The sequence below is a fragment of the Paracoccus sp. Ld10 genome, from assembly GCF_045064235.1.
In the GTDB taxonomy this organism is placed as follows: domain Bacteria; phylum Pseudomonadota; class Alphaproteobacteria; order Rhodobacterales; family Rhodobacteraceae; genus Paracoccus.
Map to the genome: position 1 here is coordinate 89,529 of NZ_JBISHD010000027.1, position 14,153 is coordinate 103,681.

9 protein-coding genes and 3 pseudogenes are annotated in these 14,153 nt (G+C 60.9%); 6 read left to right on the top strand and 6 right to left on the bottom strand.

Features of this window, described 5'->3' with window-relative positions:
* Positions 1-156: 156 nt before the first annotated feature.
* The 3 genes from ACJJVR_RS08675 to opgC are packed head-to-tail and all read left to right on the top strand — an operon-like array spanning position 157 to position 4,924.
* Positions 157-1,689 carry a glucan biosynthesis protein gene (locus tag ACJJVR_RS08675; protein WP_405403833.1) on the top strand — a complete coding sequence of 511 codons (1,533 nt, stop codon included), beginning with the start codon at positions 157-159 and terminating at the stop codon, positions 1,687-1,689.
* A complete protein-coding gene (mdoH, locus tag ACJJVR_RS08680) occupies positions 1,686-3,803 on the top strand; it encodes a glucans biosynthesis glucosyltransferase MdoH (RefSeq protein WP_405403835.1) in 2,118 nt (705 codons plus the stop codon). The genes ACJJVR_RS08675 and mdoH overlap by 4 nt, the downstream gene beginning before the upstream one ends.
* The gene (gene opgC, locus ACJJVR_RS08685) at positions 3,800-4,924 is read left to right on the top strand and encodes an OpgC domain-containing protein (RefSeq protein ID WP_405403838.1); all 1,125 of its coding nucleotides are present in this window, start codon (positions 3,800-3,802) and stop codon (positions 4,922-4,924) included. Before mdoH ends, opgC begins: the two co-directional genes overlap by 4 nt.
* A gap of 60 nt (positions 4,925-4,984) precedes the next feature.
* Here the strand turns inward: opgC and ACJJVR_RS08690 are convergent, their stop codons facing one another.
* The 4 genes and pseudogenes from ACJJVR_RS08690 to ACJJVR_RS08705 form a co-directional block, all read right to left on the bottom strand.
* Entirely contained in the window at positions 4,985-6,238 is a 1,254-nt protein-coding gene (locus ACJJVR_RS08690) for a Hint domain-containing protein (protein ID WP_405403839.1), read from the bottom strand.
* Positions 6,239-6,885: 647 nt separating this feature from the next.
* Positions 6,886-7,377: pseudogene (locus tag ACJJVR_RS08695) on the bottom strand (hypothetical protein); the annotation flags it as partial.
* Positions 7,378-7,619: 242 nt separating this feature from the next.
* Positions 7,620-9,502 (bottom strand): annotated as a pseudogene (locus tag ACJJVR_RS08700) (heavy metal translocating P-type ATPase).
* Between the two features lie 174 nt (positions 9,503-9,676).
* Positions 9,677-10,328: pseudogene (locus ACJJVR_RS08705) on the bottom strand (IS5 family transposase); the annotation flags it as partial.
* Between the two features lie 250 nt (positions 10,329-10,578).
* On the opposite strand from ACJJVR_RS08705, the gene ACJJVR_RS08710 reads away from it, so the two are divergent.
* Complete coding sequence (locus ACJJVR_RS08710) at positions 10,579-10,860, top strand: hypothetical protein (protein WP_405403841.1); 282 nt, start codon at positions 10,579-10,581, stop codon at positions 10,858-10,860.
* A 184-nt stretch (positions 10,861-11,044) separates the two neighbouring features.
* Here the strand turns inward: ACJJVR_RS08710 and ACJJVR_RS08715 are convergent, their stop codons facing one another.
* Together ACJJVR_RS08715 and ACJJVR_RS08720 are read right to left on the bottom strand one after the other, a co-directional pair.
* Positions 11,045-11,401 (bottom strand): hypothetical protein, encoded by a 357-nt coding sequence (locus ACJJVR_RS08715; RefSeq protein ID WP_405403843.1) that lies wholly within the window; start codon positions 11,399-11,401, stop codon positions 11,045-11,047.
* A 189-nt stretch (positions 11,402-11,590) separates the two neighbouring features.
* The gene (locus tag ACJJVR_RS08720; protein ID WP_405403845.1) at positions 11,591-11,953 is read right to left on the bottom strand and encodes a hypothetical protein; all 363 of its coding nucleotides are present in this window, start codon (positions 11,951-11,953) and stop codon (positions 11,591-11,593) included.
* 595 nt (positions 11,954-12,548) lie between these two features.
* Between ACJJVR_RS08720 and ACJJVR_RS08725 the strand changes: the two genes are divergently transcribed.
* Together ACJJVR_RS08725 and ACJJVR_RS08730 are read left to right on the top strand one after the other, a co-directional pair.
* Entirely contained in the window at positions 12,549-13,526 is a 978-nt protein-coding gene (locus ACJJVR_RS08725) for a YHYH protein (RefSeq protein ID WP_405403846.1), read from the top strand.
* Positions 13,523-14,128 (top strand): YbhB/YbcL family Raf kinase inhibitor-like protein, encoded by a 606-nt coding sequence (locus ACJJVR_RS08730; RefSeq protein ID WP_405403848.1) that lies wholly within the window; start codon positions 13,523-13,525, stop codon positions 14,126-14,128. The genes ACJJVR_RS08725 and ACJJVR_RS08730 overlap by 4 nt, the downstream gene beginning before the upstream one ends.
* Positions 14,129-14,153: the final 25 nt, after the last annotated feature.

Genomic DNA, 14,153 nt, shown 5'->3' on the forward strand with positions numbered 1-14,153 from the left:
CCGATTCCTGCTTGCCCGACGGGCCCATATCGGCCGATAAGCGGGCAAACCGTCCAGCGTGCTTGCTGCACTGCGGCATGCTGTCTATATTCCATCATCCCTGTCGAGACATCCCCGGATATGAAGCGTCGTCAATTTCTCAATGCTGCCACCGCCTTGGCTGCCGGTGGATCGCTGATGGCGGTGCCGGCACAGGCACAGTCCCCTGCACCGGCCGAAGGCGTGGACCCTGCGGCCTTCGGGCCCACCGCACCGCAGCCATTTGATTTCGAACAGGTCGCGACCTTGGCACAGGAACGCTCCGCGCGTCTGTACGTGCAGCCTGTGGCCGATCTGGTCGGCAGCTTTGCCGATCTGGACTATGACCAGTATCGCGGCATCCGGTTCCGCCGCGATCTGGACCCGCTTGCGGGCAACCAGACCTTCCGGGTCGACCTGCTCTCACCCGGGTCGATCTTCTACGAGCCGGTTCAGATCAACCTGGTCCGCGACGGCATCACCCGGCCGATCCCGTTCGATCCCGCGTTGCTGGAATTCGACGAGCGTTATTTTCCCGACGGTCCCGACCTGAACACCATCGGCGACATGGGCTGGTCGGGGTTCCGCATGCGCACGCCGCTGAACCGTCCCGGCGTCATGGATGAATTCATCGTCTTTCAGGGTGCCAGCTATTTCCGCGCCGTGGCACGTGGCACTTTGTACGGCCTGTCCGCCCGCGGTCTGGCCATCAAGACGGGCAGTCCGGACGGCGAGGAATTCCCGCTGTTCACCGATTTCTGGATTGTCGAGCCAAAGCCCGGCGCCGAAAGCGTCCGCATCTATGCCATTCTGGACAGCAAATCGGTCGCGGCGGCGTTCCAGTTCGACGTGACGCCCGGCGCGGTGACGATGGTACGCACCCGCGTGGCCCTGTTCCCGCGCGTTGACCTGCGCGAGACGGGGCTAGCGCCGCTGACCTCGATGTTCTGGTTCAGCCCGGCGTCGCGGCGCACCGTCGACGACTATCGCCCCGCCTGCCACGACAGCGACGGGCTGCAGATGCAGACCGGCGCGGGTCAGTCGCTGTGGCGAGGCCTGATGTCGCCGCGCAACCTGCAGATCAGCAGCTTTGTCGACACCGATCCGCGCGGCTTTGGCCTGGTCCAGCGGCCCCGCGATTTCGATACCTATCAGGACGCCGAGGCGATGTATCATCTGCGCCCCTCGGCCTGGATCGAACCCGAGGGGGATTGGGGTGACGGCGAGGTACGCCTGATCGAAATCCCGGTCGAGAACGAGTTCAACGACAACATCGTCAGCTATTGGCTGCCTGCGGACACGATCCCTGGCGGAGAGCGGACCGAATTCCGGTATCGCCTCAGCTTTGCGGGGCTGCCGCCCAGCAACCTGCCTCTGGCCAAGGTCCGCCAGGTGCGGTCGGGACGGTCGGTGAACGTGGAAACCACACGCAGCTATATCATCGATTTCGATCTGGGCATGTTCCGCGAGACGCTGCCCAACTATCAGGTCAACGCGTCCGAAGGCCGGATCGTGCATGCCTATATAAAGCCGCTGCCCGATCAGGGTGTCCTGCGGCTGGCCTTCGAGTTCGAGCCGGGCCGCACGCAGCTGTCTGAACTCAGCGCCCACCTGACCGACCCCCAAGGCCTCGCCCTGAGCGAGACCTGGCTGACGCGCTGGACGGCATGACGATGGATCAGGACATGACGACGCCCGGTCGTTCCGACGCGCCGGCCGTGGCGCGTGTCGTGCCGCCGCGTGCACCGTTGACGATGCCCGTCCAGGATTTCGCGCAGCGTTCGCAGGGTGGACCGGGACGGCGCATGAACAGCCTGCGGGTCTGGCTGGCAAGGCTGATCGCGTTCGGCGGAACCGCAGCCTTGGCCGTGCTGGGCTTTTCGCAGATGCTGGCGGCCTTTGGCGCGGACCCCACGCCGATGCAGATCGCACTGTTGGTGCTATTCGTGCCGACATTTGCCTGGGTCGGGTTTTCGTTCTGTGGAACATTGGCCGGATTTCTTGCGCCGCGCCTGACCACACCTGACGGTCCCAACGATGCCCGCGTCGTCGTCGTCATGCCGATTTATCACGAAGACGTTGCCGCCAGCACCGGCCTGCTCGTGGCGCTTGCCCGCGAACTGGCAGCCGAAGGCATGGCCGACAGAACCGAGATCTTTGTGCTGTCCGACACCCGCGACGCCGCGATCGCTGTCAGTGAAACGCTGGTGATCGACCGCGCCCGTGCCCTGTCGCCACTGCCGATGTGGTACCGCCGCCGCGTGAACAACGATGACAGGAAGTCGGGCAATCTTGCCGAATTCGTGCGCAACTGGGGCGGACGCTACGACCAGATGGTTGTTCTGGACGCCGACAGCGTTATGTCGGGCGAAACGATCCGCGCCCTGTCGGCACGCATGGCCGCCGATCCGCATGCGGGCCTGATCCAGACCATGCCGATGCTGGTCGGCGGAGAGACGATCTTTGCCCGCCTGACTCAGTTCGCGGGCCGCGTCTATGGCCCCATGATCGCCCGCGGCGTGGCGGCATGGTCAGGCAATACCGGAAACTATTGGGGTCACAACGCGATCATTCGCGTCACAGCCTTCGCCGAGGCCTGCGGCCTGCCCCGCCTGGACGGCAAGCCTCCGTTCGGCGGCACCATCCTCAGCCACGACTTTGTCGAAGCCGCCGCGCTGTGCCGCGCCGGATGGTCAGTGCGCCTGGATCACGACCTGCGCGGCAGCTATGAGGGGTGCCCGCCCACCCTGCTGGACATGGCCGCGCGCGAACGGCGGTGGGCACAGGGCAATCTTCAACATTCGCGACTGCTGGGGATCGCCGGACTTCGCGGGGTCAGCAGGGCGCACATGATCATCGGCATCATGGGTTTCCTGATGAGCCCGTTGTGGCTGGCACTGATTCTGGTGGGCCTGGTCCTGTCGGCCACGGTGCTGCTGTCCACGCCCGAATATTTCCCCAATGCCTATCAGCTGTTTCCCGAATGGCCTGTCTTTGACAGCCGCCGGATGTTGTGGCTGTTCGCAATCGCCATGGGCCTGCTGCTGCTGCCAAAGTTCATCGGAACCTTCCGGGCATGGGCGCGCCCGTTGGCGCATAACTCTGGCGGTCGCGTGCGCATCGTGGCCAGCGCGCTGTTCGAGACGATCCTGTCGGCCCTGATCGCACCGGTCCAGATGCTGGTCCAGACCCGTCAGATCTTTGAAATCCTGTCGGGCCGGGACAGCGGCTGGAATGCGCAGACCCGCGCGGGGTCCATGCCGTCCTGGGGCGTGGTGCTGCGCCATCACTGGGCGCATGTCGCCCTGGGCCTGGGCACCCTGATCGTGCTGGCAAGCTTTTCGCCCGCCCAGCTGATCTGGCTGTCACCGATCCTGGCGGGTCTGATCCTCTCACCGTTGACCTCGCGCCTGTCGGCCAGCCCTGTCTTTGGCAGATGGGCACGGATGCGCGGTCTGTTGGTCACCCCCGAAGAGCGCAATCCCCCCGCCATCCTTACCGAAGCCGCAGCCATCACCCGCGCCCTGCCCCATCCCCTGACCGGACGCGCCGGGCTTTTGCGGCTTGGCGGCGACAGTGACCTGATGCGGCGCCATGTCGGAATGCTGGCCCCCCTGCCCGACGACCTGCCCCGCGCGGTGCGTCTGGCGCGAATCACCGCTGGCGCCAAGATCGACCACGCGACCGATCAGGTCGCTGCGCTTGACGATATGGACCCGGCCGAAACCGATGCCATGCTGCTGGACCATGCCCTGCTGACCCGGTGGAGCCGGTTGCCCGCATGAATCGACTGATTGCGCTGGATATGCTGCGCGGCTACGCGCTGGTCAGCATCATGATCAACCATATGCCGATCTCGGTTCTGCGGGGCACGACGCTTCCCAATTTCTCGATCTTCGACGCGTCAGAAATGTTCGTCCTGCTGTCGGGCTTTCTGGTCGGACTGGTCTGGCGGACCGTCGAGGCCCGCGAGGGACGCCGCATGGCACAGCGCCGTTTCGCACGCCGCGCCTTTGAAGTCTGGCGTGCCATGTTGATCGGTGCGGTGCTGATGGCGCTGCTGTCAGCGGCGCTGCTGGCGCTGGACCGGCCACACACGGCGATCTGGAACCAGTATGCCGTCTGGATCCTGCAGAACCCGCTTGGGTTCATCGGCACGGTTGCGACATTCTGGGTACAGCCCAACATCATCGATGTGCTGGCCGTTTACGTCATCCTGATCACGCTGTCGCTGGTCGTCGTCCCGCTGATGCTGCGTTGGCCTGTGGCGGCGGCCATCGGGTCGGTCGTGTTGTGGTGGCACGCACCGGAACTGAACGCCATGATTCCGAACCACAGGACCGGAGGGGGCTTTCTGTTCAACCCGTTCGGATGGCAGATGCTGTTCTATACCGGCACCGCGCTTGGTCTTTTTCGCCAGCCGATCATGGCCGCGCTGTGGCCGTGGCGGCACCTGCTGACGGTGTTGGCGATCGGCATGTTCGCCTTTGGCAGCGCCATTGTCATCGGCGCGCGCATAGGAGAACCCGCGCTGGAGTTTCGTCGGGCGCTGATGCAGGTCTATGGCTCCATCGACAAATGGAGCCTGGACGGCACCCGGTATCTGGCGATCGTCGCGGCAGCATGGCTGGTTGCTGTTCCCTTGGCACGGCCGATGGAATGGCTGGCGGCCACCCGCCCCGGCGTCGCCCTGCAACAAATCGGCAAAGGGGGGCTGTTCACCTTTGTCGTCTGCGTCCTGCTGTCTGTCCTCGGAGACGCTTTTCAGATGACCCCCGCCGACCAACCCACATGGCGTCGCCTGGCGGTCGATCTGTGGGCCTGTGTAGCGCTGTGGTTGGCCTCTGCCTTGTGGCTGGAACATGGTGCGCCATGGCAACGCGCGCGCAAGGCACGAAAGGCGTAAATGGAACAGGCCGCCCGGAATGGGCGGCCTGTCTCGTCATGCGCGCGTCAGGGCGTCAGGTCAGCCAACCAGCATACGCGAATTGCGCTGATGACGATCGGCCATCTTCCGCACCATCCGGTTTTGCGGAAGATCCCGGGCGGGAACGCTCGCCTGATCCATGTCTGCAAGATCCGGGAACAGGGTCAGCAATTCCTCGCGTGCGGCGGCGCCAACCATGCGCAGGGCCTGCTCTCCGGTATACAGCGATTCCGTATCCGCACCGTTCGATCGGATGACCTCATGCTGATCGAACATGATGTGGAAATACTCGACCTCGGCCAGATCGGTGGCCAGGTCGAACCCGTCCAGCGACAACAACTGCTTGGCCGCGACCAACACCTCTGTGGTGCCGAACATGCGCTGTGCGATCCGCGACTGCACCAGAACGCGGTGCTGCGGCGACACGATCAGATCATGGGATGGCGAATTGACGCCAAGCGCCCCTGCCGCGATACGAACAGGTGTCAGACGCGGATTGCGGGCCAGCATATCGGCTGACAGGCGTTGCGACCCCATCCAGCGCACCGGCTGCGGACCATTGTCACGCGTGACAACCAGATCACCCGCGCGCAAATCCTGAACCGCGACCGGCCCATCGGGCGTGTCGATCATCGTGCCGCGGGCAAAACACACAATCTCGATCTCTTCGTCGGGCAGAACCAATGTGCCATCGGCATTGATAGTCGTCGAGATCAACGCCGTATCCAACAGGCTCTGCGTCAGGCTGGTGATATCTGGAACGATGACACCAAGCACTCCGGTAGGGTCCAGGCCCGCGATCGTATCGCTCAAGTCCGACAGGGGGACCGTCACCGTTTCCCCCGCGAGACCCGGCAACTTGACCGTCACCGTCACCAAAAGCCGATCCGCGGTAAGGGGTTCGTCGGTGATGAAATAGACATTGCCATCGCCGTCGCGGAAATAGTCGACGTCGACCGGATTGATCTGGGCGTTCAATCCGAGGTTGGGACTCAAGAATCCTCCCGTCGGGTTGCCAATACCCAGGCCTGCTGTCGACAAAACGCCAGACCCCAGATACGTCCCCGGAAGCGGCGTATCCTCGCCCGGCACCGGCGTATCCTCAAAGACCGGGGTCAGGAATTCGCCGGCGGCCACCGTATTCGCGCCGGTCGCGTCATCCTGAACACGATAGCTGTCAAAGGGCTGTCCAGCGCCAAAGCTGTTCAGCACGGACGTGGGCGGAAGTGTCACCACTGGGCTTTCGATCGTGCCGGTGATGGTTGTGCCTGCAAGTTGAGTCAGGACGGGCATGTGCGTCTCCTTTGAAAGGGCAGCAAGGGTCTGTCCCCACAGAGCATCTCTGGGGGCCGATCAAATCGCGTCGCTGTCGCCCGGCAGCCAGCAGATGCCCGGAAAGAATTATGAAAGAATCAGGAAGTGCGTATACGGGGGATGGCGTCGGATGCCGTGTCGCATGGTCTGGCCTTTCTCCGTTTGGGGCGGCTCGCGAAAAAAGGCGCAAGTGCCGGGTGCAGGACCACAACAGGAGCCCTGTTAACCCTAATTACCATCTTATGTACGCGCAGTCGCATGTCGAAGTAAGAACAGAACGGTACGGTACCCTTTTTGGGCGCGCGGTATTTTCCAAGAAAATGCCGCCCTTGCGCACCGACCCGGCACAGATTGACGGCGTGCGCGATCGACGCCTTCGTTCTAGCAGGCGTGCGAAACGTACCGAAATGTTTAGATAAATCGTGCGGACGTCCCGAAAGGCACGCAGAGGACGACAGCGCTAATTCCGATACATTCCAAGGTTGTTGAGCGTCGCGAAGCCTGAATTAGTCCGTAATCACTTTTTCGTGACAGCATGCCAATGCGGCAGGCAGTTTGTGTGAACTGCCTCGATCACCATGACGCAATAGACTGCGCCAGGCGCAAGCCAGACCACCTTCGGCAATGCCTGCCGATATGAAGAACCGGATAGGTCTACCTTTCGCGTCGGTGATGGCGTGCAGCTGGATGTTCATGCCGCCTTTCGCTCGACCGATCTGGCGACTGCGCCCTCCGTCTTTGCCCGCAGGCTGCAGGCCGTGCGGTGCGCCTTCAGAGAAGGTCGCGTCGATCATGATCGTAGTCGGATCGGCCTCCTCGGTGGCCAGATCTACCATGATCCGGGCGAAGACCCCGTGTTCGGGGCAGCACTGGTACCAATGGCATTTGCCACCCACCTCCAGCGCTTATAAAGCGTCCTGGACGGTCCTTGGTCCGCTTTCGGACAGTCTCTCAAACCAGTGGCGATCATGCCCTGACCATCGCAAACCATTGCGATTCAAGAAGATGATGCCGCCCAGCATCCGCAGATCGTCACCGCGCGGACGGCCATGGCGCTTGGGAAAACAGGGGCGAAGGCGCGCCATCTGCGCTTCCGTCAGCCAGAACAGGTTGCTCATTGATCAGGCCTCCTCGCGGTGGCCTAAATCACCCAAAAGAGCGTAAAATCGATGGGTCCAGAGCCTAGGCAGCATGCCGCAGGGGAGATCCGTCGAACTGGCCGTTATTGCTAAAGTTTGATTTCCTGCTAGATCATGTAAGCCAAGCCTCAGCGTGGCCAGACAACAGTAAAACGTAATGTAGGGAACCTACGCTTAGACGCCTTTGCACATGTGGGGAGCCAAACTGGCGGGCAGTCGCGTCATGAGACGGTTGCTGCTTCAAATGGTGTTTTCGGCGTATCGATCCCTGCAGGCGCAATACGCAGCGCGCGCAAGGCATTCAGGATGACGGCAACGTCGATCAGTTCCTGTAACAGCGCGCCTTGAACAGGCGTTAGATAGCCCAAAGCTGCCGCGATCATCCCAAGGACTGACAGGCCAATCCCTACGACAACGCTTTGCAGCGCGATGCGGCGGGCGCGGCGGGCAATCTCGATCCCGGAGGTGATACGGTCAACGCGGTCGACCAGCAGCACGACATCGGCCGCTTCGGCACTTGCTGCAGCGCCACGCGCGCCCATCGCGACGCCGACATCGGCAACAGCCAGCGCGGGGGCATCGTTTACCCCGTCCCCCACCATCCTGACAGGGCCAGACTTACGCACTGCCAGAACCAGATCGACCTTGCCGTCCGGTGTCAGCCCGGCATGGAGTCCATCAAGCCCAAGGCCCTGCGTTATGCGTTCGGCCACCGCGACCCTGTCACCCGTCGCCAGCAGAATTCGGCTGATCCCCTGGGCGCGCAGCCGTGCCAGCATGTCACCTGCCCCCGGGCGCAAAGGGTCGGCCATGACAAGATACCCGGCCAGACGGCCTTCAACGGCCACCGCAACCATCAGCGCGCCCGCAGCCAGTTCCGGATGCGCCGCTGACGCGTGGCCCACCTGCCCTGTCACAAACCTGTCACTGCCGACAATGACCTGCCCCGCGTCGATATATCCGATCACCCCTTCGCCCGGAATTTCCGCGACATCGACTGGGACCGGCAGGATCAACCCCCGCTCTTTGGCAGCGGTGACAATTGCCTGGGCTACAGGATGCTTGGAGGCCTGATCCAGCGCTGCTGCAAAGCGCAGGATGTCATCGGGTGCCATCCCGCCTACGCTGTCGATCGACACGATCTGCGGCCGCCCGTCAGTCAGTGTCCCTGTCTTGTCGAGTATCAGCGTATGGATACGGGCCATCGCCTCCAGCGGCTTTGCGCCTTTCACCAGAATACCGAAATGCGCCGCGCGCGACAGGCCCGCCACCAAGGCGACAGGCACGGCAAGGATCAGCGGGCACGGTGTGGCCACAACCAGCACGGCAACTGCACGAATCGGATCACCGGTGAACCACCACGCCGCAAAAGCGATGGCGATAGTGACCGCTAGAAATCCTAACGACCAGCGATCAGCAAGCCGCGCCATGGGGCCTTGGACCACTGCGCTTCTTCGATGAGCCTGACGATCCCGGCATAGGTGCTGTCTTTTGCTTCATGCGTGGCTATCAGGTCAAAGGCATCGCCAGCATTTGTAGACCCGCTCATCGCGTTCCCGCCGCGTTCCACCCGCACGGGCAGGGATTCACCAGTCAGCGCCGAAGTGTCCACGAATGCGGCGGCTGACGCGATGTGACCATCGACCGGCACGACATCACCCTGTCGGATGAGTAGCCGATCATTTGGCACGATCTTGTCCAGCGGCACCTCTTCCAGCCCGCCATTGCGGTGGCGGGTGGCCATGCGCGGCACGCGGGCCAACAGGTTGCGCATCTCGGCCCGCGCGCGGCCCTCTGCGAAACTTTCCAAGTATGTGCCGCCGGAATACATGACCGCAACCACGGCCGCAGCGAGTGCTTCGCCAAAGGTCAGCGCCGCAGCCATCGATAGGGCGGCGACAATATCGAGCCCCACATCGCCACGTAACAGACTGCGTAAGATCTCAAAAATTAGCGCCGCTAATACAGGCACAACCCCAGCAAACCAAATTATCGAGGCCAGATCGGGCATGCCGCCAAAATACAGTGCCAGTCCGCCGGTCAGGCCAACCGAGGCGACAGTCAAAAGAACCATCTTAAGGCGATCCGAATTTTTCTGATCCATGGCGCCCCCCCTGAGTGCCGGAGTCACTCTCACGGCAGTATTACGAGAAGGCTAACCAATCTGGTCGGTTTCCACACCACCGTTATCAGCATTCAAATAGAACTTAGTCGTCATTCGTTTCGCTCCAGCCCGTTCCAAGCCAGTATGTCTTTTCCGAACCAGAGCCAGGGTTGATAACCAATAGATGATGGTTGCTGCGAGGGCGATGGCCGAGAGGAAGATCTTCGGACATCTGTCGTACTGCGTTGCGACGCGCCTCCAATCCTTGAGCCTGCCGAGCATGATCTCGATGCGACTGCGCCGCTTGTCGTATCCTACCGACGTCTTGCGTTGCACCCGACCCGGGATGCAGGCGCGTATCCCCGTATCTTGCAACACGCCTCCTAACCGGTCAGCAACATAACCGCGATCGCCAAGCAGCCATTTGACGTTTGGCAAGCCGCTGAGCAGCGCCCGTGCGCAAATATCATCGCTCACCTGACCCGGGCGGTGACGAACAGGTCGAGCGGTCGTCAATGGCTGTCGCAAATGGCATTTAGCTTGGTGTGTATGCCGCCTTTGGTGCGGCCGATTACGCGACCACGCCTCTCTTTACAGCGACCATACTGGTCGCTGTAAGATGTGCCTTCAGGCATGTCGCGTCTATCATCACAGTCTTCTCTTCACCGTGTTCGCCAATACGTCCGACTATCATTTAAGCAGAAATGCCCCTCCCGCTTCAACGCCGCCAACGGCTGTAAAGCGTCTTGTAAGGCCCATAGGCGGCAGCTGCACGCCTGTCATCAACGCGTGGCTTGGCCGTGCGACTTTGAGGAATGGGGGCCATGCGTGCCAACTGCGCGTCAGTCAGCCAGAAAACGTCGCTTACGTCACCGCTCAGTTTCCGGGCCGTGAATCACGCCGCGAAACAGAAATCGATGCATCCTGACTCAAAGCATGGTAAGACCAAGGTCCGCGTCACCATCTTTGCATCGCAGGCTTTGCGCTGAATGCTGGATAGCATGGATCGCGTGGGGCCGTTCATTCTATCCCGATCTGATGGGCGTCGGCGGTTCACCGTGAGCAATGCCAAATAAATGGGCAAGCAATGGTCAGCCCACCTCATCGCATGCGGTATGAGCCCTGCTGACTATGCGCATTTGCCCAAGGCCAAGAAATCAGAAGATCTGCGGTTCAACTATCTGCGCAGCACGGCGGCCACGCTGCTGGCCGAGGCTCGCGACAGCGTCCCCCAGATATATGCCGTCATCGGCCTCACGCTGCAATCGGCAACCCGCATTCTGGGAAAATATCTGGCCAGAACCTCCGTGCGTTCGTCGGTTGCGATCCTAGCCTTCGAGAATAGCACGGCAACGTAATTTGCAAGCCGGCTCTCGAAGATTCGATTAAACCAACTAGAGAACGGGAGGATTACCGAGGAACCAGCTCTTACCGGCAAATATCCTCAGTCTTATCAGTAAGCCATGCCAAACAATTCCAACCCAAATGCCAAGCGTTTCCGACCTAACCTGACCTTTGGCACCAAGTCAGCAGATGGCTATGCTATGTTAAGCGAGCGAGCGTGGCCACTGGGCTGGCTGCCATCGTGCCTCCTGACGCTTCCGGCTGATGCTGTTGAAAAACTCCGGGCTTAAGCGGCGCTAAGGCTTCTGGTTCCTTTATTCTACAGGGATCTTGAGGTTTGCGATGCTTGGAAGGCAAAAGGTTCACGCCCGGCTTTTCTATGAGTTCGATCTCGAGACGCATATTCCGTCCGACCATCTTCTTCGAGGTATCGACCGCTTTCTGGATCTGAGCGATCTGCACGAGGAGGTGCGCGATTTCTACAAGCAACGGTGGTTGGCTGAAAACGCCAAAACGCGCGCGCCTCAAACAGGCAGGAAATTCCCCGACGGCCACTGCGCCGTCCCTCCGAGCAGCAAATCTCCGACGAGTTTTTCAACAGCATCAGCCCAAAGCGGTCCTCCGCGAAGACAGACCTCGCTGCGTCGCAGCTTCCCCAAACCAGTCATCTGCACTTGCGTGCAGCAATGTTCGGTAGGTCAAGGCGTTCGAGGCTGCGCTAAGTCCGTTGGGCGTGGCTGATATCTACGACAGCGCATGAGGCGCACCTGCGTCGAGAAGTGGCAAGAAGTCATCTGCCGCGGCCGTCTTGCAGACATGCGACGGATAGCAGTTCCCGAGCCTCTTCGAGAGGCGGTGAGTGGCGCGTGCCTGTTCGTTCGTTAACAGGTAGAACGTCGGCGAAAGTGTTCGCAGATCAAGCTCAACAAAGAGGAAAACGTCAGCGTCACCTTTCGTAGGCATGTCGATCGGCCAGCGTGGAATTCCGCTCCGCCGTTCGAGGAACTGACGGGTCTTCACCTCGATCGAGTGCGCCAAGCCATTCAGCACTGCCAGCAGATCGTACCCCGACACCCGTTTGAGGCTGACATATACCGCGATTCGCAAGGAATCTAGCTTAGCGAGAGCGAGGACCCCGCCGAGATTGCCGAATTACTGGTGGGAAAGCTTTTGCATTTCAAATGTTTAGGCGTGCGCCCGTTATTTTCCCCTATTGCGCAGCAAGCGAGACGATCGATGCAAGATGCGCGTTGAGGGGGAAGCGGAAGTTGCCGACGTGCCGCCTCGGTCCGTTCCGGCCGTCGCAGAGCTTCGGAGCTGGCGCTGGTGCCGCCCGCTCACGGTCCTGACCGGCCTTTGCCACCACCTTGAAATGGCGCAGCGTGGCCCGTCATTGCAGCCCCAAAATCAAGGCACGACGACCTTGGACAATACAGCCAAGGTAACGATTGGTGGATATCCCGACAATAGCTGCTGTCCGAGCACAACGCTTACTTTATGGTGCAGTCAATCCGGCGCAATAACCACCAATTTTCTTTCACATTGCGGGCCTATGCCAACCTGCAAATAATGAATCCTTCGCACGGCACAAACGTTCGACCCCACCATTCCGCGGCAAATTTCATCATCGTGAAACGACGGAACAGCTCAGATGCATCATATAAGCATCGACACCGTCACAAATCCTATGAAAGGCGTCCACATGCGACATCTGCTCATTCCGCCTGGCTTAGCCGTGCTGGCCTGCTTGTATGCCACCACAGGGCACGCCCATGACGATTCTTTTCATTGTAAGGCGGTGACTGAATCAGTCGCAGAGGCGGGGTTTGACGATGTGGTCACAGTGACCTGCATCGATAATCAGGCCCTGATCGCGGGCGATACATATCCTGACCACGAAATGATGACGGGTATCATCGGCACTAATGAACAAGTTCCAGTGCCTGCGGTGAATTATGCCTCACCCGTCGCATTGGCACCCGTGAGCGGGACAGAACCACATACCCGTGATGCCGCCCTTGGTGTCGCAGTGAACGGCGTGCCGATCTATGACTACACCGCTGGCGGAGAGATGTCGCAAGCGGATCTGGCGACCTATCAGGCCAATCTGGATACCGTCGCGACTGGTCAGCTTGATGCCTGCGGCGGCCATGCGGGGCGTGGTGATGACTATCACTATCATGCCGCCCCGACCTGCATGATTGACCAGATGGCGAACAAGGGCTCCGATGCGATCATCGGCTGGGCCTTTGATGGCTTTCCGATCTACGCAGATACCAATCCCGACGGCACCGCCATTGCCGAAGGTGTTCTGGATGTGTGTAACGGGCAAGCCGACGATGTCTTTGGCTATCGCTATCACACGTCCGAAGGTGCGCCTTACATCATCCAATGTCTAATGGGCGAAGTGCCTGACATCGACGCCCTGCCACGTGTGCGTCCTCTGGGTGCCGCAGAGGGCGGACCGGGGCCAGAGGCAGGTCAGCCACCGCGCGGCGGAGTCGATGACCTGGTGTTCGTGCAGGATGACGACGGCACGCGGACCATGACATATAGCTATGAGGGCGGCGACTATTACATCAAATACGCTCCGTCCGAGACCGAGAATTGCTACAATTTCGAGACCCGCACCGTGACAAACGGCGGGGAGTTATTCGAGCAGGAGCTGTGCCGCGAATGACCCGTTTTTCCGCATTAGCCATCGCCCTGCTGTGCTGCACGACCGCATTGCCCGCCACTGCGCAGCAAACGACGCCGCCAAAGCCGGGTGAAGCACCCGCCGCTCATGCAGAGGGGCCGAAGTTCACCGTGACAAGTTCAGCACTGGTGGACGGCGCTGCCTTGCCCGACGATCTGCGCTGCACGCGCAGCGGCGGGGACGGTGTGTCGCCTCCGCTGTCATGGAAAAATGCGCCTGCTGACACCCAAGCCTATGCCATCGTCATGCACCATTACCCCAATGGCACCTATCCGGGTGTAAACGAGCCGAGCCACTATTGGCTGGTCTGGAACATTCCCGCCGAGGCCGACGGCGTGGCGCGGGGCAATCCTGAATCCCTGGGGATAGAGGGCAGCGATAAAGATATTCGCGCGACCGGCTATACACCGCCCTGTTCACCAGCCGGTGCAGGCACTCATGAATACACGATCTGGGTCTATGCTCTTGATGCGCCGCTGGCTGATCTGCCGGAACAAGATGACATCGGCATTGGTTGGACCGACGTTATGGCCGCGCTGAAGGGTCATGTCCTTGCCGGCGACTCCATCACTTTCCTGAACTAAATCACGATACCTTCGACACGATTGG